This is a genomic window from Gordonia gummivorans, assembly GCF_022513585.1.
Classification (GTDB): Bacteria; Actinomycetota; Actinomycetes; order Mycobacteriales; family Mycobacteriaceae; genus Gordonia.
Genome location: NZ_JAKWBF010000045.1, coordinates 1 through 21,468 on the forward strand (window position 1 = coordinate 1; position 21,468 = coordinate 21,468).

19 protein-coding genes and 1 pseudogene are annotated in these 21,468 nt (G+C 61.1%); 16 read left to right on the forward strand and 4 right to left on the reverse strand.

Going from position 1 to position 21,468, the window contains the following annotated elements:
• Positions 1-100: 100 nt before the first annotated feature.
• From MKW15_RS22825 to MKW15_RS22890, 13 genes are all read left to right on the forward strand, one after another.
• Positions 101-1,621 carry a sugar transferase gene (locus tag MKW15_RS22825; RefSeq protein WP_240862437.1) on the forward strand — a complete coding sequence of 507 codons (1,521 nt, stop codon included), beginning with the start codon at positions 101-103 and terminating at the stop codon, positions 1,619-1,621.
• Between the two features lie 54 nt (positions 1,622-1,675).
• The gene (gmd, locus tag MKW15_RS22830; protein WP_240862439.1) at positions 1,676-2,707 is read left to right on the forward strand and encodes a GDP-mannose 4,6-dehydratase; all 1,032 of its coding nucleotides are present in this window, start codon (positions 1,676-1,678) and stop codon (positions 2,705-2,707) included.
• Positions 2,704-3,672: a GDP-L-fucose synthase family protein gene (locus MKW15_RS22835; RefSeq protein ID WP_240862441.1), complete on the forward strand. Its 969-nt coding sequence runs from the start codon at positions 2,704-2,706 to the stop codon at positions 3,670-3,672. Before gmd ends, MKW15_RS22835 begins: the two co-directional genes overlap by 4 nt.
• Positions 3,673-4,229: 557 nt before the next feature.
• Positions 4,230-5,474 carry a glycosyltransferase family 4 protein gene (locus MKW15_RS22845; RefSeq protein WP_240862443.1) on the forward strand — a complete coding sequence of 415 codons (1,245 nt, stop codon included), beginning with the start codon at positions 4,230-4,232 and terminating at the stop codon, positions 5,472-5,474.
• Between the two features lie 532 nt (positions 5,475-6,006).
• Positions 6,007-7,149 (forward strand): glycosyltransferase, encoded by a 1,143-nt coding sequence (locus MKW15_RS22850; RefSeq protein ID WP_240862444.1) that lies wholly within the window; start codon positions 6,007-6,009, stop codon positions 7,147-7,149.
• A gap of 262 nt (positions 7,150-7,411) precedes the next feature.
• Entirely contained in the window at positions 7,412-8,590 is a 1,179-nt protein-coding gene (locus MKW15_RS22855) for a hypothetical protein (protein WP_240862446.1), read from the forward strand.
• Positions 8,591-8,997: 407 nt separating this feature from the next.
• Positions 8,998-9,786, forward strand: coding sequence for a lipase family protein (locus tag MKW15_RS22860; protein WP_240862448.1), 789 nt, complete (start codon positions 8,998-9,000; stop codon positions 9,784-9,786).
• A gap of 19 nt (positions 9,787-9,805) precedes the next feature.
• The gene (locus MKW15_RS22865; RefSeq protein ID WP_240862450.1) at positions 9,806-10,435 is read left to right on the forward strand and encodes a YveK family protein; all 630 of its coding nucleotides are present in this window, start codon (positions 9,806-9,808) and stop codon (positions 10,433-10,435) included.
• Entirely contained in the window at positions 10,432-11,742 is a 1,311-nt protein-coding gene (locus MKW15_RS22870; RefSeq protein ID WP_240862453.1) for an O-antigen ligase family protein, read from the forward strand. The genes MKW15_RS22865 and MKW15_RS22870 overlap by 4 nt, the downstream gene beginning before the upstream one ends.
• Positions 11,739-12,506: a YveK family protein gene (locus MKW15_RS22875; protein ID WP_240862454.1), complete on the forward strand. Its 768-nt coding sequence runs from the start codon at positions 11,739-11,741 to the stop codon at positions 12,504-12,506. The genes MKW15_RS22870 and MKW15_RS22875 overlap by 4 nt, the downstream gene beginning before the upstream one ends.
• The gene (locus MKW15_RS22880; protein ID WP_240862456.1) at positions 12,503-13,348 is read left to right on the forward strand and encodes a glycosyltransferase; all 846 of its coding nucleotides are present in this window, start codon (positions 12,503-12,505) and stop codon (positions 13,346-13,348) included. The genes MKW15_RS22875 and MKW15_RS22880 overlap by 4 nt, the downstream gene beginning before the upstream one ends.
• A gap of 219 nt (positions 13,349-13,567) precedes the next feature.
• Positions 13,568-14,611 carry an MATE family efflux transporter gene (locus tag MKW15_RS22885; RefSeq protein ID WP_240862458.1) on the forward strand — a complete coding sequence of 348 codons (1,044 nt, stop codon included), beginning with the start codon at positions 13,568-13,570 and terminating at the stop codon, positions 14,609-14,611.
• Between the two features lie 36 nt (positions 14,612-14,647).
• On the forward strand, positions 14,648-15,394 hold the full coding sequence (locus MKW15_RS22890; RefSeq protein ID WP_240862460.1) for an SGNH/GDSL hydrolase family protein: 747 nt from the start codon (positions 14,648-14,650) through the stop codon (positions 15,392-15,394).
• Between the two features lie 17 nt (positions 15,395-15,411).
• On the opposite strand, the gene MKW15_RS22895 is transcribed toward MKW15_RS22890, so the two are convergent.
• Complete coding sequence (locus MKW15_RS22895) at positions 15,412-16,392, reverse strand: cellulase family glycosylhydrolase (RefSeq protein WP_240862462.1); 981 nt, start codon at positions 16,390-16,392, stop codon at positions 15,412-15,414.
• 548 nt (positions 16,393-16,940) lie between these two features.
• Here MKW15_RS22895 and MKW15_RS22900 point away from each other — a divergent pair.
• Positions 16,941-17,612 (forward strand): cutinase family protein, encoded by a 672-nt coding sequence (locus MKW15_RS22900; protein ID WP_240862465.1) that lies wholly within the window; start codon positions 16,941-16,943, stop codon positions 17,610-17,612.
• 55 nt (positions 17,613-17,667) lie between these two features.
• Positions 17,668-17,925: pseudogene (locus tag MKW15_RS22905) on the forward strand (NAD-dependent epimerase/dehydratase family protein); the annotation flags it as partial.
• 34 nt (positions 17,926-17,959) lie between these two features.
• Here the strand turns inward: MKW15_RS22905 and MKW15_RS22910 are convergent.
• The 3 genes from MKW15_RS22910 to MKW15_RS22920 all read right to left on the reverse strand — a co-directional run bounded on the left by MKW15_RS22910 (position 17,960) and on the right by MKW15_RS22920 (position 19,884).
• The gene (locus MKW15_RS22910; protein WP_240862467.1) at positions 17,960-18,322 is read right to left on the reverse strand and encodes a transposase; all 363 of its coding nucleotides are present in this window, start codon (positions 18,320-18,322) and stop codon (positions 17,960-17,962) included.
• A 129-nt stretch (positions 18,323-18,451) separates the two neighbouring features.
• Positions 18,452-18,607, reverse strand: coding sequence for a hypothetical protein (locus MKW15_RS22915; protein WP_240862468.1), 156 nt, complete (start codon positions 18,605-18,607; stop codon positions 18,452-18,454).
• Positions 18,608-18,663: 56 nt separating this feature from the next.
• Positions 18,664-19,884, reverse strand: a complete 1,221-nt coding sequence (locus tag MKW15_RS22920) for a DDE-type integrase/transposase/recombinase (RefSeq protein WP_462476169.1) — start codon at positions 19,882-19,884, stop codon at positions 18,664-18,666.
• A gap of 450 nt (positions 19,885-20,334) precedes the next feature.
• Between MKW15_RS22920 and MKW15_RS22925 the strand changes: the two genes are divergently transcribed.
• Positions 20,335-21,303, forward strand: a complete 969-nt coding sequence (locus MKW15_RS22925) for a GDP-L-fucose synthase family protein (protein ID WP_240862486.1) — start codon at positions 20,335-20,337, stop codon at positions 21,301-21,303.
• Positions 21,304-21,468: the final 165 nt, after the last annotated feature.

Sequence of the window (21,468 nt, forward strand, 5' to 3'; positions counted from 1 at the left end):
TAACTCTCCTGTACTGTTCCATGGGTCGCAGAAGAGATCGGCATCCGTTCAGCGTTCTTATTAGTTCTGCTCCAGTCATGCCTTGTAAAGGATTGGTTAAATGAGCGTTCCCGTCGGTCGGTTGCCGACCAATGCCGCAGTTGACGGGGGTGCGGAGGTCCACGTGGCAAGCGGGTTGACCTGGCCGAATTGGTACGCCGCCCGAGTAAACAGGTCTGATCTATCGATTGTTGTTGCGGCAGTCATTTCCGGTCAGTTGATAAGATTTGGCACCGATCTGAGTCGTCCTATCGGGGCCATTGAGTGCCCGGCCATTGTTGTTTCGGTCTTGTTGATTCTTGCGTGGTGCGCTGCATTGCGCGTCGCGCAAGCGAGTGACCCACGAGTGCTGGGATCTGGCGCCAACGAGTATGCGCGTGTCTTGCGTGCATGCTTCGGGCTTTTCGGTGCGTGGGCGATCGTCGACTTGGTACTAAATCTATCGGTGGCTCGAGGATTTGTCGCCATCATCCTGCCCTTGGGGACTACGGCGCTGTTGGCGAGTCGCTGGCTTTGGCGACGGCGAATCGTGCACGGCAGAGCCCGCGGCAGATTCTTGCGTCCCATGGTGGTCGTGGGGTCGGTGGCCTCGGCTGCGCCACTCATCAACCGCTTGACCAAGAATCCGGCTCTCGGGTATCGCGTTGTCGGGCTGTGTGTTCCGGTGAATGATGCCCGACCGCACCGTGACGCCATCGCTGAACACATTGGCCGGCACGGGATCGACGCGAAAGTCCCGGTGATGGTCGGACTTGGCGAAGCTGCCAACGCGATCGCCGAGTACGGCGCGAATACGGTGGCACTGACCTCCACGGAGATTCTGGGGCATGCCGCGATGCGGGAACTGTCGTGGCAACTGGAGGGAAAGAATGTCGACATGCTGGTGGCTCCGGGCCTCTTGGATGTTGCAGGACCGCGTATCACGATGCGGCCAGAAGCTGGACTGCCTTTGCTACACGTCGACAAACCCCGCTACCAAGGTGCCACCAAGCTACTGAAAACGACCTTCGACAAGGTGGCCGCGACGTTGCTGATCGTCATGTTGGCGCCTGTCATGGTCGCGTGCGCGATCGCCATCAAGCTTGACAGCCGCGGACCGATCTTCTACCGAGCCGAACGGATGGGAGTCAACAACGAGCCGTTCCTGATGTGGAAGTTCCGGTCAATGGTTCAGAATGCTGACACCCTTCGAGCTGGACTGGCTGATCAAAACGATGGCAACGCAGTCCTTTTCAAGATGCGTGATGATCCGCGAGTGACTCGGGTCGGAAGATTTCTCCGGCGGTACAGCCTCGACGAACTACCGCAACTGTTCAATGTCATCGACGGCTCAATGAGCCTGGTAGGTCCCCGGCCGCCGCTGCGTGACGAAGTCGAGTCCTATGACGCGACGGTGGTTCGTCGGATGCTCGTCCGACCCGGAATGACCGGGTTGTGGCAGGTGTCCGGTCGAAGCGATCTCACGTGGGAGGACTCAGTTCAACTGGACCTCTCCTACGTCGAGAATTGGTCGCTGGCAGCAGATCTCGTCATCCTTTGGCGCACCGCGCGCGCGGTGATCAGCAGCAACGGCGCCTACTGACCCCCATTCACGACGACACGTCCACACCGACTACTGAGAGCGAGACACGCGAACATGAAGAAGGCGCTGATCACGGGCATCACCGGCCAGGACGGGTCATATCTCGCCGAACTGCTCTTGTCCAAGGGGTATGAGGTACACGGCCTCATCCGGCGGTCGTCGACATTCAACACCTCCCGGATCGACCACCTCTACAAAGACCCGCACGAGCCCGGCGCCCGCATGTTTCTTCACTACGGCGATCTCAGCGATGGGGCGCGACTGGTCACACTTCTCGCCGGCATTCATCCGGACGAGGTGTACAATCTCGCGGCCCAATCGCATGTACGTGTCAGTTTCGACGAGCCCGAACACACTGGTGATACCACCGGAATCGGTTCCATAAGACTGCTTGAGGCGGTGCGACTGGCAGGTATTCAATGCCGGTTCTATCAGGCATCGAGCTCAGAGATGTTCGGTGCGTCCCCGCCGCCTCAGAATGAGGACACTCTGTTCTATCCTCGGTCGCCGTACGGGGCAGCCAAGGTGTACTCGTACTGGGTCACGCGCAACTACCGTGAGGCGTACGGACTGTTTGCCGTCAACGGTATCCTCTTCAATCACGAATCACCGCGCCGCGGAGAGACTTTCGTCACCAGAAAGATCACACGATCGGTGGCTCGGATCAAGGCCGGGCTGGAGCACAACCTCTATATGGGCAACCTCGACTCCGTTCGTGACTGGGGCTACGCACCCGAGTACGTCGAGGGAATGTGGCGAATGCTCCAGGCAGACGAGCCTCGCGACTATGTACTCGCGACCGGAGTGCCGTGCACGGTCAAGGAATTCCTTGAGACAGCCTTCGACCATGCCGGACTGGACTGGCACGATCACGTCAAGTTCGACGAGCGATATCTGCGGCCCACAGAGGTCGACTCACTCATCGGAGACGCCTCGCACGCCGAGTCGGCTCTTGGCTGGAAGGCCGGAGTCGACGCGACCCAGCTCGCTCGGATCATGGTCGACGCAGACATTGCAGCTCTGGAATGCGAGGGTAGCGCCTGGATCGACACGCCACTCCTGCCCGCGTGGGACAAGGCATCGTGAGCTCGCTCCGCTCGCCGGATTACCTCGAGTCGGCCGGCACAGTGTATGTCGCCGGTCACCGTGGGCTCGTCGGGTCGGCCCTGGTCCGAGCGTTGCTGGAGATGGGTGTCGACCGGGTCATAGGTGAGACCAGCGGTGCACTGGACCTGCGCGACCGTGAGGCGACGTTCGAGTACTTCGCGCAGAATCGTCCGAAGACTGTGCTTCTTGCCGCAGCGCGAGTCGGAGGGATTCTCGCCAACAGCAGGTATCCGGTCGACTTTCTGTCCGACAACCTGCGCATTCAACTCAACGTGATGGACGCAGCGCTCACGCACGGCGTCGAGCGGCTGCTGTTCCTCGGGTCCTCATGCATATATCCGAAGTTCGCGGCGCAGCCGATTCGTGAGGCGTCGCTGCTCACGGGAACCCTCGAACAGACCAATGATGGATACGCGATCGCGAAGATCGCGGGCATCCTGCAAGTTCAGGCCGTGCGTCGACAGTACGGCTTGCCGTGGATCTCGGCGATGCCGACAAATCTGTACGGCCCCAACGACAACTTCTCACCCACCTCGAGTCATCTGCTGCCTGGGCTTATCCGGCGATACGAAGAGGCTCGCCAGTCGGGTGCTCCGATGGTTACTAACTGGGGTACCGGGACTCCGCGGCGAGAGCTGTTGCACGCGGACGATATGGCCGCAGCCTGTATGTATCTCCTGCGAAGCTACAACGGAGACAAACAGATCAATATTGGCACAGGCGTAGACCACACAATCGCCGAAATCGCGGATGTCGTGGCAGACGCTGTGGGTTATGAGGGTTTAGTGGAGTGGGACCACTCACGACCAGATGGGACACCCCGGAAGGTTCTCGACGTCACTGCGATCAGTGCGCTGGGATGGAGCCCGAGGATCTCACTCACGGAAGGGGTCGAGGAGGTCGTCGACTGGTACCGATCTCACTCAGACCAGGTCAGGACGTGAGGCCACAGTGACCACATTCGGGCTCGATACGACTTCTCCTGGTGCCACATCCGATGTCACAACGGCCGCTGCGCCAACGACTGCGCGGCGACCAATGATGCACGGACCTATGACGCTGGCACGCAATGCAATCCACGCGCCGTCATGGATGTCCAGCGGCATTGTGGCCGATTCGGAACAGCTCAATTTGGCGGACTGTGACAGCACAACATTACTGCCGATTCTGATCGGTCCTCTGCTCTCTACCTGGACATCCTCGCCGATCCAGCAGTCCGCGCCCACCCGAAGGTTCCATGGCGAGGTTATCCGTACCCGGTGCCGCATCAGAACCCCGGGCTCGATCGTCGCACCCCAACAACGGAGCGCAGCGACGCGAACCGAATTCGGTACGAATGCCAGCCCGATGATTCGGGACACAATCGGCCAGCTGAGCGATATGAGGTGAGTGTGATATGACACGTTCGGCAGCTTATCGAAACGTGACCGATTCCGCAGGTCCCGAGACCGCCTCAAGGCCCCCCGAAAGTCGAACACATGCCGCGCGATGTGTCGATTTCGTGGCAATCAATTACGCGCCAGAGGTCACCGGAATCGCACCGTATGTAACCGATATGGCGCGGCGACTCGCGGCACGGGGTTGGAACGTGCGCGTCATCACGGGATATCCACACTATCCAGAGTGGCGAATGCACGGGTCGGAGGCCGACTTCGCTTCGACAAGCGTGATCGACGGCGTGATCGTGGTGCGCGTGCCGCACAGCGTTCCGCAGCGGGCGGCGTTGGTGCCCCGGTCCCGAATGGAGTTGGAGTTCGGTTGGCATGCCATAGGAATGCACCTTCGACGAGATGCAATGGTCGTACTCGCCAGTCCTCCATTGATCGCGTCGGCCATGGTGATGACTTGGAGGGGGCTCCGCGGACGCGCGGCCGCACCGGTCGGTGTGTGGGTCCATGATCTCTACAGTCAGGCGGTGACGGAGACCGGCTCTGGGTCGTACTTGAGTAGATCACTGGTCCGCCGGCTGGAATCCCACACGTTGCGGGCCGCCGATGAGGTGGCGGTGGTGCACCCGAGGTTCGGTGACATTCTCGTTCACCGGCTCGGTGTGAGGAGAGATGCAATCACCGAGATTCCGAATTGGAACCAAGCGCGTCCGCAATGTCGCATGGACCGGTATCTGGCGCGAACAGAACTAGGAATCCCCGACGACGAAATTGTCGCAGTGCACGCCGGAAACATGGGAGTCAAACAGGGCCTGGAGAATCTCGTGGAGGTGGCCAGACTTCTCGATGCGACCCGCAGGAAGGTTCGGATATACCTCGTCGGTGACGGGAACCAGCGGCGAGGCCTGGAGCAGTCCGCACAGGGGCTTGACACCATCACCTTTATCGATTCACTGCCCGACAACGAGTTCCACCGAATGCTTTCGGCCGCTGACGTCCTCTTGGTCAACGAAAAGACGGGTGTTGCCGAGATGTCGATACCGAGCAAATTGACGACCTACTTCAGTTACGGTCTGCCCGTAGTCGCTGCCGTTGCCGAACGGGGCATCACTGCCGCTGAGGTTCGGCAGTCTGGTGGGGGCGTAGTCGTGCCGGCGGGCGATCCGGCACGGTTGATAGCTGCCATCGAGCGGGTCGCCGCCGACGACGAGTTGGCCGCATCGCTCGGTGCTGCCGGAAAGGCGTACTCAGACAAAGCTCTCGGTGTCGACACAGCTGTCAGCCGATTCGAGGACTGGCTGAACAAGCTCGCAGGTCGGGCGCATGCGTCGGCCCGAACTGATCTGGCAGTTCCATGACCGCTGCCGACGGTGCTCCGCCACTAAAGGATCGGCGCCTCGCCGACTATGTCGTTGACAAGTCTCAGCGCGGACGGAACCGAGCGTGGTTGCTGGCGTGGCTGGCGATCGGTCCCATCTTCCGAAGTGGTCTGGGCGGCACGCCAATGCGGGCGGCCTTCTTGCGTGCGTTCGGTGCCCAGGTCGGTGCTCCAATCTCGTTGAGTCGATCACTACGGGTTCACTTTCCGTGGAAGCTCACTCTTGGCAATTTCGTCGTTGTCGGCGACAGAGTATGGTTCATCAACCCGGAGCCGATTGTCGTCGGCGACGCCACCATCATCGGTGCTGATGTAGTCGTGTGTAGTGGAGGACATGACCACCGAGCTGCCGCATTCACACGGACCAGTGCTCCCGTGAAACTCGGCTCACGCTGCTCAATCGGTGATGGGAGCACGGTGCTGAAGGATGTCCGCATGCCGCACGACACAGAGATTGCCCCGGGTAGCGTAGTGATCACCCACGCGACCCGATCGTCAGCCGAGGACCGGTCATGAGGATTCTCCAGGTGCTGCCGGTCTATTCGCGGCACGGGGAGTACGGCGGACCGTCAACCGTCGCCATCAACCAGAGTGTTGCGCTGGCACAACTCGGCCATGATGTCACCCTCATCGCGGGTGATCTGCAGCCCGACATCCCGGCGTCCGTCGAAGGAGTAGAACTGATCACGTTTCCGATTACGACAATCGGCGGCGGACAGTCTTTCACGCGAGTATGTTCGCCGCGAATGCTGACTTGGCTACGGCACCACGCGCGATCATTCGACATCGCACACATCCACCTCAGCCGAGACTTCGTGTCCTTGCCTGCGGCCCGTCTGCTGAATGCGATGAACGTCGCGACATGTGTCCAGACGCACGGCATGATCAATCCGCGCACATCCCTGATACACCGGGCAATCGATACCGTGTTCACCAAACCGGCGGTACGGAAGGCATATCGGGCCTTCTACCTCAACGACACCGAAAGGAAGAAGCTGGAACGCGCGATAGGTGATCAACCACGCTACGATCTGCTCATCAACGGTGTGCCTGCCGATACGTCGACGCGTGCCCGTGCGCATGACGACGGCTCCTCTCCGACGGAGGTGCTCTTTCTCGCGCGTTTGCACCGGCGCAAGCGCCCGCTGACCTTCGCGATGGCGGCTGCGCAATTGGCTCGTGACTATCCCGCGCGCTTCACGATTATCGGGCCTGACGAGGGTGAAGGGATGGCGTTGGACGAGTTTCTCGCAGATCTCGCGGAGAGGGAGGGATCGTCTGTGGCTCATAGGATTCAACGATTAGAACCAGTCTCCGCTGATGTCGTTTCCGAACGCCTTGCAAAGTCCGACATCTACGTGCTGCCGTCAGTGAACGAACCGCTGCCCATGTCGGTGCTGGAGGCGATGGCGGCGGGGCTTCCGGTGATAATCACCGAGACATGTGGATTTGCCGAACTTGTCGAGCAGGCCGACGCCGGAACTGTCGTTGACGACACCGTGGAGGGGCTGGTCAAAGCTATCGCGCGCATGCTCGACGATCCGATAGCCGCCCGCGCGCAGGGGCAGCGGGGACGCCATGTCGTGCACGAGACCTGGTCGGTGGCATCGGTAGCGCGACAACTTGAACTCGAATACTTTGCGGCAGAGCGATGATGGCGAATTCCGACAGTTTTCGATGGCGACACTGACCGGTAATCCGGCACCGCAGCATCGCCGAATCGAACACAGTGCAGAGAGTGGGAAGACAGTCCCGATGACATGGATACCGCAGCTGAATACGACCGGCCTCGCCCGACGCGGGCGGCGCCACATCCGTGCGAGCCTGGTGGACTGGCGTTTCGCCGGCCTTCCGGTGGGTGTCGTTGCCGGACCTTTCGATGTCTGGCCCGGTACTGCACTCGACATCTTGAATCGGATGGCCGACTTGGGGCCCGACTATCGCGTTTGCGTCAAACCTGACACGGAGCGCCGCCGGTGGCAGATCCTCACGCCAGATGCCTCTTGGATGCTGCCCGAGGGCTTGTGTGTGCCCAACGATGTCGAGGTTTCGTTGGCGCGGTGCTTCGCTCACCGACCAGTGGGTGCGGTGGCGGTCCGGGTGAGCGATCGTTTTGTCTTCCTCCGCTTCGATCACGGCCTCGGCGACGCTTTCGTCATGATGGAGATCCTTGCCGCGTTCACGGGTAACCAGCCTCATCCTGATGGCTTTGGCGAACCTCGCCCGACTGTCGACACCCGGCATCCAGTTCCTGAGGCCATCGTCCGATCGATTGTGGGCAATCCCGGACAGCACATGAGGGTCGTGCGGAACGGGTTGCAGGCATTGCGCTCCCGGCAGGCCATCAGGTCCGGGGAACAGTCAAACAACCCGGCGGGTATTGACTCAGCGCAGGAGAAGGTAGCCTCCGAGGCTACGCCGTCTTCGCTGGATCCGGGCGCTGTCCAATCGGTGGTGGTCCGAAGTGCCGGAGACTTCCTGGAAGACCTGAAGGAACTGCGCGGCCAGATCGGGCGGGATAGGATCACCATTGCGGCGCTGTTGGCGCACCGTATCACCGACGCGTTTGCGGTCGAGATTCCTCGGCTGGCCGACACCGTCGGGGTCGTCGTTGACCTCAGACGGTGCCTGCCTCCCGGGAGAGGTACTCTATCCAACGTCAATGCAGTTGCGGCAGTGCCATTCACCGCCGATCCCGCGACTTTTGGCACCGCATACACGGCTGCGGTCAACGCACCCACCCTTCCCGCTCGGTTGGGAATGGCGTTGGCGCGTGCCCGACTGCATGCCCGGCTCGGAAAAGTCGCAACGACCGCCGCGACTGTCGGGCCGGTTGGATTGTCGATTTCCGATCTGACACGACATCCGACGGCGGCGAAACTGGCCTGGACCAGTCAACCCGGGGACGGTGGGCACACCTTCGGCATCGCATTGCCGCCGGGCGGTCCGAACAGCATCGCCGTCGCAGTTACCCAGGTTGGTGCCGAGATGAATCTGACCGCAACCTTTTACAGTAACTGCGTCGAATCGGATGCGGTTCGACGGGCGCTGCAATCGGCGCTCACGATCACGACGCAGCGTACAGGCCGCACGTGAGATCGTTGAAGTTGGTCAGCGCCGCCGCCTCGTTCGCTATCTGTCTGGTGGTGACCGCGTGCACTGGCATGGCCGCACGACCGAGTGGCGTACCCCTCGACCCGATCGTCTCGGCCGTCGACGTCCACACGCGGGTGGCTCAGCGCGGGACAATCGTCGAGTCCACCAAGACCGACGACTTCAGCGATACCCTGCGGCGTAGTTCGTCCTCTGCCTTCCGTGCGGTGTATCGGTCGACCTCCGGGACAACCGGCGGGCCCTCTGAAGTGGCCGGCGTTTTCTTCCTGCCCGTTGGTCCAGCCCCAGCGGGCGGCTGGCCGGTCATCGCGTTCGCGCACGGCACCACCGGTCTGGCCAACGGATGTGGCATCTCGCACAGTTCGAATCTTCGTGGCTACGACGGGCTGGTGGCGAGCCTGCTGTCGCGCGGCTACGCCGTCGCCGCTACCGACTATGAGGGTCTCAACGCACAAGGCAGCCACGCCTATCTGGATCGGCAGTCCGAAGGGTTCAACGTGATCGACTCGGTCCGAGCATTGCAACACCTGTCGGCAAAGGTGTCACCACGGTGGGCCGGTTACGGTGAATCCCAAGGTGGACAAGCGGTATGGGCGGCCAACGAACTGTCCGCCGCGTACGGCGTCGGACTCGATCTCGTCGGCACCGTCGCTCTCTCGCCCGCGACTAACGTGACCGCTCTGACGCAACTCGCTGAGAACGGTGACTTGTCTGCTTCGCAACAGGTGATTTTCCCACTAGTGCTGACAGGTGCCTCCCGAATCGATCCCACCTTTACCGCATCGGCCGTCATCCCCGGTGTCGACCAAAGTGAATGGGATGATCTCCTCGGATGTGACAATGAAACACGGGTCCGAACTGCGAAAGAGCTCCGGGTCGATGAAGCTGTTACCCTCGACGCACACACATCTGCCCAGCTCGATCACATTCTGCAGAGGCAGGCGCTACCGCAAAGCCCGCTGGATGCGCCGATGTTGGTGCTCAACGGCGACGCCGACGACCTGGTGCGGCCAGAGTGGGTGCAGTATTCGGTCGAGCAGAGTTGCGCTCTCGGTGGGCCGTCCATTGAACACCACGTTATCGCCGGCGGCGGGCACGGCAATCTCGGCCACGAAGATCAGTCGCTGGCCTGGCTCGATGCCCGATTTGTCGGCCAACCGATGACATCCACATGTTGACGGGCGGCGGTGACCATTCATGCGATTGAACGCGGTCGGCGCATTTCTACGATTTAATGGCGTCGTCATCGTGGCGATGACCCTGATCGGTTTGGGGATCGGTGTTGTCATCGGGCACTTCTCCTCGACGCGGTATTCCGCATCCGCGACGGTGATGACGTCGATCAGTCAAACCAAGGTCGATGCCGGTGGATACAAAGCGGTGGCGTACCTCATGTCGCGTGTACCCGAGTACGCACGGATCGCGGATTCCGAAAGCTTCTTGCGGTATGCGATCCAAGCGAATGGGCTCAGTATCGCGGAGGGTGACCTGAGCGACGCCATGGTCGTGACGTCACCGAAGGATTCAGGTTTGCTGGTGATCTCGGTGACCTCGTCGACTCCTCAATCCGCGATCGCACAAGTGAATTCGCTTGCCCGATCCTTGACCAAGGTCATCCCAGAGCGTGAAGACCTGATTCCAGTGCGCGCCACGGTGGTTGATGAGGCCGCATTGACCTCTGTCACATCGGATTCGATGGGGCTCAGTGAGAACCTCATGTACGGTGTCGCAGGCGCGACGCTCGGTCTGAGTATTGCCGTCCTGCGGGTGGTGGCTCGATCACGGCGAATCGAATGGCATCGCACCCAAGAGGGAGTGGCAGCGTGATCCTCGTCATCATCTACGCGGTTGCAGCGCTGCTCTTGTCGGTTGTGGCGACGCTCCCGGTGAAGGAGTTCAGAGGCTTCTCCGGCGACGAGAAGTATGCGATCGTGACGATCGTGCTTGGCGGTGCATGGCCAATGATCTGCACGTTCTTTCTTGGACCGTTGTTCCTTGGTTCGCCCGATTCCATCCTGTTTCCCGGACTCTGGTACCTTCCCGCGTGCATCATGGTGGTTCTGATCATTGGACGAAATGTCAACCAGGAGAGCTGCGTTGTCGATCTACCGGTGATCATGTTGATGTCGCTGGCACCCATCTCTTTTCTCGGCCTGAGCGGTGGGCATCTCACCCCGAGCACGTTGATGCGGTGGGGACTGGCCGTACTGCTGCTGTGTGGAGTAGTCCTCAAAGGACAGCCCATCAGTCTGGCCGCAGTGGCGTGCGGTTGCAGGCTGGCTTTGCTGAGCACTGCGGCGTCGGTTGTGATAGCCATACTCCTGAACTCCGAGATCGTCACCAACTGCCGTGTCGACAAGTGCGGTTCGGCAGGACTGGTGCTCACGTCCACCTTTGCCGGCAATGGAAACATACTCGGTCTGTCTGTAGTGTTGATGCTTCCGCTGGCGATGTTCGGAACGTCCTGGTGGCGTGCGGCGCTGTTGATCCCCGCAGTCATCCTGCTGGGTGAACTTGCCGGCAGTCGAACGGCTTTCATCGGCCTCGGCGCCGCCGGCTTTGCTTTCGCCTGCTATCGCATGGCTCCGCCGCGATTACGATCAGTGGCCCTGGGGGTCTGTCTGCTGGGTGCCACCGTATTGTCGCTCGCGCCGGCAGTACTGGTTTACGGAGACGGGGAGTTCAGCTATCGCGGTGCCCTATGGAATGATGCGAAATCGATGATCGTCGATCGGCCGATCATGGGCCATGGACCGGTGGCCTGGGAGCACTTGAACACCGCCTCCCTATTCGTCGCGAACTATTCGCCGCACAATGCATGGCTGGATTTCGGCGTATCGGTAGGTATCTGGGGAATCCTGGTGCTTGTGGCGGCGATCGCGCTGAAGCTCTTCCTGTTGCAGGGTGAGGAGCGCGCCGCAATCATGGTGTACTTCACGTGCGTGATTGCCACGTCCACTCTCGAATCCGTGTTTGTTCCGTATTTCATTGGTATTGCACCGTTTGCGGTGATCATCCCGATGTTCATTGGCCCCGGTCGCATCGTGATCGACAAGGAGAAGATGACCATGATCTCGAACAGGGGGCGACTGCGCGCGACTCCCGAATCTCAGCCAGAAGGAGTGTCCGGATGAAGGCGCTGGGTTTGACTGTGGCGCGACGTCTTCCGCTCATCGTCGTGTGTGGACTCATCGGTCTGATGGTGGCGGTCATCGTCGCATCGACGGCCTCCACCTCGTACCGCGCCACCACGACCCTGTTTGCTTCGACTGCAGCGCAGGATGTCTCATCGGCCTATCAAGGAAACTTGGCCGCCACAGCGAGGGTCAAGACCTATCAAGTACTCGCGTCCGGGCCTGAACTCATGGTGCGGGCGGCGGAGAAATCGGGTGTGGGGATTTCCGGGGGGGACTTGGCCTCCCAACTGGAAACGGAGGTCCCCCCCGGTACCGTGTTGCTCAACGTCACGGTCACTGACGATAATGCTTCGGACGCGGCACGATTGTCGCAGGCGGTGGCGGACGAGTTGGTCAGCGAGGTAGGTGCCGCTGAGAAGCCGCTGGGCGGCGGGAAGCAGTCGCTGGGCTTGATCGTGCTGCAGCCCGCCCGAGCCGGGGTGGAGGAGGTGCCCGCCTTCTCGGTGACAAACGCTGTGCTTTTTACAATCCTGGGTCTGGTAGTAGGCATCGTGTTGGCCATCGCAATCCCGAGTAGGGTCTCATTGTGGCCGCGCCGCAAGCGTTCTGACGATGCTGATGACGCCGACCACGTCGGCGGTGTGGACGTCATCGACGACCTTGCCGACGTCACGCAGGGCGGGAGTGTCGGGGCCGCCGAGACCTTTCTCTCGGACGGCACCGTGACTCCGACTTCGCACCGAGCAAAGGAATGGCCGTGACATCTGCAACTCTTCCCGCGACATTCAGCATCCTCGTCCCGAGTTTCAACCCTGGTCCGTACTTGCGTTTGGCGTTGGAGAGTGCGCTCGAGCAGATGGGACCCGACGATGAACTGATCGTGCAAGACGCGATGTCCTCTGACGGTTCCTCTGAGGTCTATACCGAAGTGGCCGAGCGGGATCCGCGTGTCAAAGTGATTGCCGAGAAGGACAGCGGTCAATCCGATGCACTCAACCGCTGCCTCGGAAGGGCGAAGTCGCCGTGGTCTATCTGGCTCAACGCTGACGACGTTCTACGCCCTGGCGCTCTTGAGGCGGTCCGTACCGCGATCAACGAAGCCGACAATGCGGACGTGGTGATTGGCGCACATCAGATTGTGCGTGCCGACGGCAGCGTCGTCGACAACTACGCTGGCCGGCCTCTGAACATCGATCGGATCATCTCCCGAGGATGTGTGGCCTTCTCCGGCTCCATCGTCGCCCGTACCGAGTTCCTGCGCGCGGTAGGCGGTTTTGACGACTCGTTGAACACCGTGATGGATCTCGAGTTGCAATTACGGATGGCTGATGCGCATCCGGATCAAGTGGTCATACCTGATGTCGTGGGAGCGCTGCGGTTTCACGAGCTGTCCAAGACCGCAAACCTGTGGCGACAGTTCATCGCCGAGAGCCACACCGCGCGGTTGTCATATGCGAATACGTGGCGACGCAAACGATCCGGTTACACCGCCACCTTTCTGCACTTCGTTTCGGTCGCAGTGTTCCGGATGCGGCTGACGCCGCAGTACCGCAGGGTGCGGCGTCTGGTCACTCGGCAGGCCGCCACCCCGACTCCCCGGTGACTCATGGCGGATGCACATGCTGGCTCGGGGGCGGCCACGGTTGAATCAACGGCCGGCGCGAATCGCGCGGTAGCACTCAGCGCCGTGTCGCGGGTCGGAGCGCGGGTAGTGAGTTCGGCTGCACTCGGCGTGTGTTTGATCGTGGTGGCCCGCGGGACGTTGGTCAGCGACTTCGGCGTACTGATGACGGCGTATGCGACGGGGCTCATCGTCGGTCTGGTGGCCGGTGTCGGGGCGCCGATCCGAGTGCTACGAGCACCGGCGGAATCGGTCCCGTTACATGGTGCGCTGTACGCGGTGCATCTGACATTGGTGACCGTTGCGTTCGTGGTGCTGTTCGTCGTGTGGGTGCCGATCGGCCTGACGTGGGCCGCGGCGGCGGGATTCCTATTCGCCCTGGGCGATACGCTGCAGAACTATGCTCAGGCGCACCTGACGAGTCTCAACGAACAGCGAGCCGCGAACTTCCTCGTGCTGGTTCATCGTCTGGTGCCGCTGGGCGTGGCCGTCTGGGCATACGTGGTGACGGGTGCCGTTGCGATGTCGGCTTTGTCCGCGGCATTCGCCGTTCCGGTCATTCTAGGAGTCTCATTTCCCCTGCGCAGCGCTCTGGCTGCCGGGGTGCGGCCGTTGCATCGGGTGTTCTCCGGATGGCTGGGCTACTGGGCCTACGCGTGTTCGGCAACCGCCAATCAATTCCAGCTTCCGCTGCTGAGCGCGGTTGCCGGCTCCACGTTGGTGGGCCTGTTCTCGATGTCGAGCAAGGTTGTGGGTCCGATCACCTTGCTGACCACCTCGATCGCGGCCGTGATCGTGCCCGAGCTGGCGCGGCGTACCTCGACGCCTCCGGCGTTCGCGTCGCTGTACCGCAAGCTGCTCGCCGTGTGCTTTGGATACTTCGCGCTGGTCCTGATGCTGGCGTATCCGGCGTCGATGGTGATCATCGCCCTCGCAGGATCCCAGTACAACGCTGCCAGATACTTGGTGATTGCCAGCATCGTCGGTGCTGGGATAAGTGCGTGCTCACAGGGTTTCAATGCGAAACTGCTCGCGGTGGGTGCGCCAGGAAACGCAACCTGGGCTATGGTCATCGGTGCCGCCGTAGGGCTGTTGATGATTTTGGCGATGGGACTGACCGAGAGCGAATGGATGCTGTGTTTGGTGCCCGTGGTGTCGCAAGGCGTGGTTCTTTCAGTGATGGTCTACGCGGCGAGGTCTGTCTCCGTCGATCCTGTGCGCGCACGGCGTGTAGCGGATTCATGAGTTCTGGTGCGACGACGATGTCGCGCCGTTTGGTGCATGTATAGCCGTCAACTTGGGACTGGTGCCACGTGCCGCCGTTGCACACTGATCGTCCTGTCTGCCATCCTCGGGTGGATACTGTGTGCGTGCGCTAACACTCCCACCTATGTGGTCTTATCCGGTGGGGGTTCTGACTCACCGAGTGGATCGCCTTCGTCACCCGGTGAGGTCATCATCATTGGTGATTCCAGCACGGCAGGAACAAAGTTCGGAGGCCAGGGTGCGGCGAACTGGGCGACGATCGTGGTCAATCGCCTAGCGGATGAGGGAAACGTCACCTCGGTGATCGTCGACGGCAAGGGCGGTTCCGGGTATCTCAAAGTGGGTCTGGAGGGGACGACTTTCGTTACCGAGACCGACCGACTGGTCGACTCGGACACCGTTGGTGTTCTGTATTTCGGTAGCTCCAACGATGTCGATGTTGCGGGTGATGTTGCCACCGCGGTGAGTCGCTGCGCCCAGATCATCAAGCAACGGAGCCCGAACGCGCGGGTGATTGCTGTCGGACCTGCGTGGTCGCGGGCGGAACCGTATACCCCCAACCTGCTCGACTATGTCGCGACCCTCGATGATGCTTGGGGTGCAGAGGGTGCAACATTCGTCGATCCACTGTCGGAGGATTGGCTGGGAGACAGGGTGGGGATGGTAGGCGGTGATGGGGTCCATCCCACCGATCGGGCTCACAGCATCTATGCGGATCGCATGTATCCGTTGGTCAAGCAACTTGCCGCGCAGCGGCCTTGACGCCCGGCGTGATTACCTCATTCCAGAAGCGACCGCAACCCCGCGACGATCGGCTTGGCGCTGTCGTTGTAGCGGTATAGACCGAAGTTTCCGTCCTCGATGGACTTGTTGGAAGTAAGGTCCTGCGAGTTGAATATGAAGAACACCGCAATCCACGACAAGGAGTTGGCACGGTTGATCGCATCGAGGATGAGCTTGGATTGATTGGCCTCGGAGACCGAGTTAGTTGTCGAGCCGGTGGGGAAGCCGAATTCGGTGATCCAAATTGACTTGGCAGAATCCCCGTTGGCCACCATCAAAGACCGCGCCCCATAAATGACCGCAGCGCCACCACCGTCACCATAGCGGGGGTCCTGAGCGATACCGTACGGAAAAGTGTATGGGTGGACGCCAATGCCGTTGAAATAGCTGGACGCACCCAACGCATACATATCCGAGATGAACGTCGTGTCGCGGGTGTTCTCCCGGCTGCTGGACGTACCGCCGGTAATGACTGGCTGGCCTGACCCCGCGGACCGGATACCAGTGTAGGCCGCTTTGAGCAAGGGAACGTACTCGGCAGCGGTTGGCGGAATGAGGTACCGCGACAGGTTGGGTTCGTTCCAGATTTCCCACGCTGTGACCCTAGATGAGTATCGCTTGGCGACCGCCGCTGCGAAGTCCTGGAAGTCCGCGGGGTCATCTGGAGCGTTGCCGTTGGCGAACGGATTCGCCCCCGGCTTTTGCGCCCACACCGGGGCAGGGCCCTCGAGGTTCATCAGGATGGACAGGCCAGCAGCACGGGCCGCCGTGACCGCATCGTCTAGCTCACTCCAGGTATAAGATTGCTTTGCCCCAGGCTGGATCAGGTTCCATTTGGCCGGAATGCGTATCGCTTGAGCTCCGGCATAGGCGATACCCTGTGAATCGGCTGTGTAGTCGGTGCCCGAGTACATAGTGGAAACCGTGGCCACGCCGACAGGCAGACGAATCGCCGCGGACGAGGTCGCGGGTTGCACTGAGAACAAGAATGACGACAGTGAGACTGCCGCGACGGCAATCCGAAGGTAGTGGTTCATTATCTCTCCGATCGGGCTGAACCGGCCGACACGCCATTCGGTCTCGTCTGCTCCCGTTGGTTCATCGGGTTCGCCAAAGAAACCTTTAGTTCCGAAATGTCTTAATAGCATATTTCCGCTATGCGCCCAACTTCTTGCGGATCACACCGCCAATCGCCGTGGTCCTGCGGTGGCTCCACGAGTGTCTCGGCGGTTGGGAGTCAGCGATGGGAGTGTGCCTGTGACCTGCGATCCTGAGTGTGGTCCACACTAATGCTCAACTCAACGCAATGCCTCCGCGTCCAAATTACAATCTTTCTCGGACGATATCGGAACATTTGCAACCGCTTTGTGCGCCAGCGGACATCGTCTTCGCAAACTATGCGCGACTCAATCGGCGAAGTCGTCAGGCTGGCGCTACCCTTACATACCACGTCGGAAATTCTTCAAAGCGGATCGGACTTGGATTCGCACTCCAGCGCAACCGCTGACGTCAGCCCGGAGGTAAAATGATGAATCGCTCGCGGATACTGACCGTGGTCACCGTCCTGCTCATCGTTGTGGGTCTGGCGACCGCGGCACCCAATATCGGTCGTGCGCACGGGGCGACGTGTCCCGAGGTCTCCTACTTCGGAGTTGGCGGTGCCATGGACAGTGCCGGCCATTCAATCAGCTATCTGTATCCCGACGATGTGGCCACCACGACCATCGTCGGCTATTCAGCGCAGATGACTGACAGCTCCGCATACGCCGGTGCCGTGGCCTTGTACAACGCCATCACGGTCCGTCATGCGGCGTGCCCTGACTCGAGGATCGTGCTGCGCGGATACTCGCTCGGTGCCTACGTTGCCGGTGACGTGTGCGACTCGGTGACGTGGACGACGTGCGAGCTGATCGGCGACCCGCGTCGTCCTGTGGTCAACGGTAAAGGTGGGGTTCTTGGGCAGGCGCCTCAGATTGCGATCACGGCGTTCTTCGGGCAATTCACCAAACGCCCACTGCGTGGACCGAACTCGCGGCGCACCGAGGTGTGCTTTGTCAATGACGGCGTGTGCGACGCCGTAGCGGTGGTCGACGTCGCTTCGGCGACGACGGTCGCTTATGGAATACAGAACAATCACCACAGCTATCGTCCGAGGACAGCGGGATTTTCAGACGGACAGGATCACCTGCTTTCGTAGCGGTCAGGTGGTATGGCGCACTATGGCGCCGTGACACCAGAGAGGGGATTCTGGCATGGAAGATCGCGGTGACGACTTCGCATCATCCGAGCCGCTGGACCGATCGGCAACCACGTACATCGCGGGTCACCGGGGAATGGTCGGGTCCGCGATATGGAGGTTGTTCGAGGAAGAAGGATTCACCGGCCTCGTCGGTCGGACGAGCGCAGAGTTGGATCTTACCGACAGGGCAGCGGTCTTCGAGTTCTTTAAAACCACGCGCCCACGCACCGTGGTCATCGCGGCAGCCAAAGTAGGTGGTATCTACGCCAACATTGACCGGATCTCTTGACGTTCTTGTGGGTGGATTACGGCCAGGGCAGTTCGGGGCAGGCGCCTCCGCGGGTGAGTTCTGCCATCGTGATCAGCGCTTCTGGTGTACGGAATCCGTAGGCCCGCTTGGTCAGTGCGCGTAGGTGAGTGTTGGTGGCCTCACTGCGTGCGTTGGTGAGGTTGTGACGCAACGCATTCCGGCTACGATCGTTGTAGCGGTCGAGTGTTCTTCCCAGCGCTGCGATTTCGGGGATGTCACTGTCGCGGGCCCATGCCTGTGCCCCGGTCAGCAACACGAACCGCCTTCTCCCGGTGACGCGGATCGCATCGCGCAGTTGCTCTTTGAGCATGTACGCCTCATACAGCTCCCGATTGTCCTCGCGCGTGCGTGACCCCATCCGCCGAGCACTCCCGACGGGCACGAAGGACAGCCGATCTCCCCGGACAGCAGATGGGACCGTAGTGCCTCACGTCAAACTGCCCGCGAAGCCGGGCCCATGCCTCAGATAGGGATGCCCGCGAAAGTGTCAGCTGGCGGGAACTCGAACACCTTTGCGGACATCAGGCAGGGCGGAAGGCGTCTGCGCGAGGTGTAGTTGCTCGGTTTTCTCCTTGGCCAGCAGCAGGAGTTGGTCTTGAAGTGCGGCGATCTCGCGTCCGAGCTTGGCGGGGTAGTGCCTCACGTCAAACTGCCCGCGAAGCCGGGCCCATGCCTCAGATAGGGATGCCCGCGAAAGTGTCAGCTGGCGGGAACTCGAACACCTTTGCGGACATCAGGCAGGGCGGAAGGCGTCTGCGCGAGGTGTAGTTGCTCGGTTTTCTCCTTGGCCAGCAGCAGGAGTTGGTCTTGAAGTGCGGCGATCTCGCGTCCGAGCTTGGCGGGGTTGAGTGTGTCGCGGTAGGCGCGCAGGTCGGCCTGTTGGGCCTGTGAGAGGACCTGGGAGGCCAGGAGCCGGTCGAACGGTGTCTGCGGGGCGTCGTAGACGCGCCGGCGGCGTCCGGTGGCGGTGGAGGCGAATCCGATGGGTTTGATGGTCGGGGTCAGGTAGTTCATCCGATCGTTGACCAGTCGCCACAGCCGGTTGAGCACGGCACGTTCGGTGTCGGTGTCGTAGCGCCAGTAGAAGGCGTACTTGCGTACGACGTGATTGTTCTTTGATTCGATGGTTGCCTGGTCGTTCTTCTTGTACGGCCGCGATCGGGTGAAGTAGATCCCCTGCCCGCCGGCCCACTCGATGACCGGATGGTTGAGGAACTCGCTGCCGTTGTCGAAGTCCAAACCCGTTATCGCAAACGGGATTTCAGCCGACGCGGATTTCAGTCCGGCCAGGATGTGGGTATGCGCGTTATTGCGGATCGAGCGGGTGAACACCCACCCGGTATGGACATCGGTCAGGTTGAACGTGCGCGCGAACTCTCCTTTCAGGGTTGGTCCGCAATGGGCGACGGTGTCGCCCTCGAAGAACCCCGGCTCGGCTTCGACCTCATCGCCAGCGCGTCGTACCTTGATGGAATTACGCAGCAGCACAGATGGTTTCGTTGTCGACACACCAGAAATCTGGTCTTTGGCCTTCGCTGTCTTGAGGTAGCGGTCGATCGTGGCCGCCGACATCGACAACAACTCGTCACGCACCGACTCGCTGTAACGGTCATGTCCCACAACGAGTTCGCGATGCCGCTCCAAGGCGTCAACCTGCAACCGCATCGACGCGGCGAGATACTTTCCGCACTGCCCACCCGAGGCCGCCCACACCTTCTGCAACACCTTGAGCGCGTCGTAGGAGTACTTCGGTGACCGGGGTTTGCGGTCACGTACCGCCACCGCGCGACCCGACCCCGGCGCCTGCCGCGCGGCAGCGACCAACCGCCGACGCGCGTTGTCGCGTGACCAGCCCGTCACCTCGACCACCTGATCCAGAATCCGACCCCGATCCTTCTTCGACGCATTCGCGTAGCTCACCGCGAACTTCCTGGTCACCTCGGCGCGAGACCGCATCGACAACCCACTTTCCATCCTCCGACGATCACCGTTTCGCGGGCAAACCTATCTGAGGCACCGAAGGCGTTTCGCGGGCAGATTACGTGAGTCAAGCCGGGCGGTGGACGAGACCGGGAAAGCCGCGTATGCTGTTATCGTTCAGCCTGCCGTAGACGTTGCTACACGTGCCACACGCTGGATCTTCGGTTAGCGCGACTGCATCTCATCTGATCGAATTCCTGAGTTCCGCCGCAAGGACGAGGTCGAGCGAGGCTGTCGATGATGAGCATCATCACAGCAGGACAGCGACCCCCGTACAAGGCCCTATCCTGGACCGATCGAGGTCAAGTCTGCGGTTGCAACTTGAAGGGGCTGTCGTCACGGTGTGGGCGAAACTTGATGAAAGTCAAGGGGGAGAGGATATCGGTAGGCATGAATTCACCTGAAGTAGCGACGCCACTTGATCGTTCGGACACCACCTACATCGCAGGCCACCGGGGACTAGTGGGCTCGGCCATCTGGCGGCTCTTGGAGAACGAGGGTTTCACCAACCTGGTGGGCCGCTCGAGTGCCGATCTCGACCTCACCGACCGCACGGCGGTATTCGACTTCTTCGACGAAACCCGCCCGCGAACCGTGGTCCTGGCCGCAGCCAAGGTCGGTGGCATCCTTGCCAACAGCACCTACCCGGTCGACTTCTTGTCGGTGAACCTCCAGATACAGACCAACGTGCTCGACGCCGCGGTCAAGTACGAGGTCCCTCGTTTGTTGTTTCTGGGTTCGTCGTGTATTTACCCCAAGTTCGCCGAACAGCCGATCCGCGAAGACTCGCTGCTGACAGGGAAATTGGAGCCGACGAATGATGCCTATGCGATCGCTAAAATCGCTGGCATCCTCAACGTTCAGGCCGTGCGTCGGCAGTACGGTCTGCCCTGGATCTCCGCGATGCCAACCAACCTGTACGGACCTGGTGACAACTTCTCGCCCAACGGATCACACGTCCTTCCCGCACTGATCCAGCGCTACGACCAAGCACGGCAATCGGGCGCAGACAGCGTGACCAACTGGGGGACCGGTACACCCCGACGCGAATTCCTCCATGTGGACGACATGGCCTCGGCGTGCCTGCACCTGCTTGATCATTTCGACGGTCCGCAGCAAGTCAACGTCGGCACCGGAATCGACCACACGCTGGCCGAGATCGCCACGATCGTCGCCGACGCTGTCGGCTACAGCGGTGAGACGCGGTGGGACATTAGCAAACCCGATGGGACCCCGCGCAAACTGCTTGATGTCTCGACGCTCCGCGATGCGGGATGGGAACCGGCGATCACCCTGGAAGGCGGCATTGCCCACACCATAGACTGGTACCGGAACAACATCGCAGCTCTACGGCGCTGACTGCTCGTTCGCCGGACCAGTTTTGCCGCGCTCTGGTGGATCTGCGCTGAACGCACTGTCGACTAGTGCTGAAACGTGTGTCTTCAACGCGAACGTGGGCCCGAACTGCGCCCACATCGGCACGGACGCCACCACCGTGGCGGCCTGAATCGCCCCGGTTTTGGT

Bases quoted from the DNA above. Each gene is read 5' to 3' on its own strand.
- MKW15_RS22825 (WP_240862437.1), top strand. From the start codon at position 101: ATGAGCGTTCCCGTCGGTCGGTTGCCGACCAATGCCGCAGTTGACGGG.
- gmd (WP_240862439.1), top strand. From the start codon at position 1,676: ATGAAGAAGGCGCTGATCACGGGCATCACCGGCCAGGACGGGTCATAT.
- MKW15_RS22850 (WP_240862444.1), top strand. From the start codon at position 6,007: ATGAGGATTCTCCAGGTGCTGCCGGTCTATTCGCGGCACGGGGAGTAC.
- MKW15_RS22855 (WP_240862446.1), top strand. From the start codon at position 7,412: ATGGCCGACTTGGGGCCCGACTATCGCGTTTGCGTCAAACCTGACACG.
- MKW15_RS22865 (WP_240862450.1), top strand. From the start codon at position 9,806: ATGCGATTGAACGCGGTCGGCGCATTTCTACGATTTAATGGCGTCGTC.
- MKW15_RS22875 (WP_240862454.1), top strand. From the start codon at position 11,739: ATGAAGGCGCTGGGTTTGACTGTGGCGCGACGTCTTCCGCTCATCGTC.
- MKW15_RS22890 (WP_240862460.1), top strand. From the start codon at position 14,648: ATGTATAGCCGTCAACTTGGGACTGGTGCCACGTGCCGCCGTTGCACA.
- MKW15_RS22900 (WP_240862465.1), top strand. From the start codon at position 16,941: ATGATGAATCGCTCGCGGATACTGACCGTGGTCACCGTCCTGCTCATC.
- MKW15_RS22910 (WP_240862467.1), bottom strand. From the start codon at position 18,322: ATGGGGTCACGCACGCGCGAGGACAATCGGGAGCTGTATGAGGCGTAC.
- MKW15_RS22925 (WP_240862486.1), top strand. From the start codon at position 20,335: ATGAATTCACCTGAAGTAGCGACGCCACTTGATCGTTCGGACACCACC.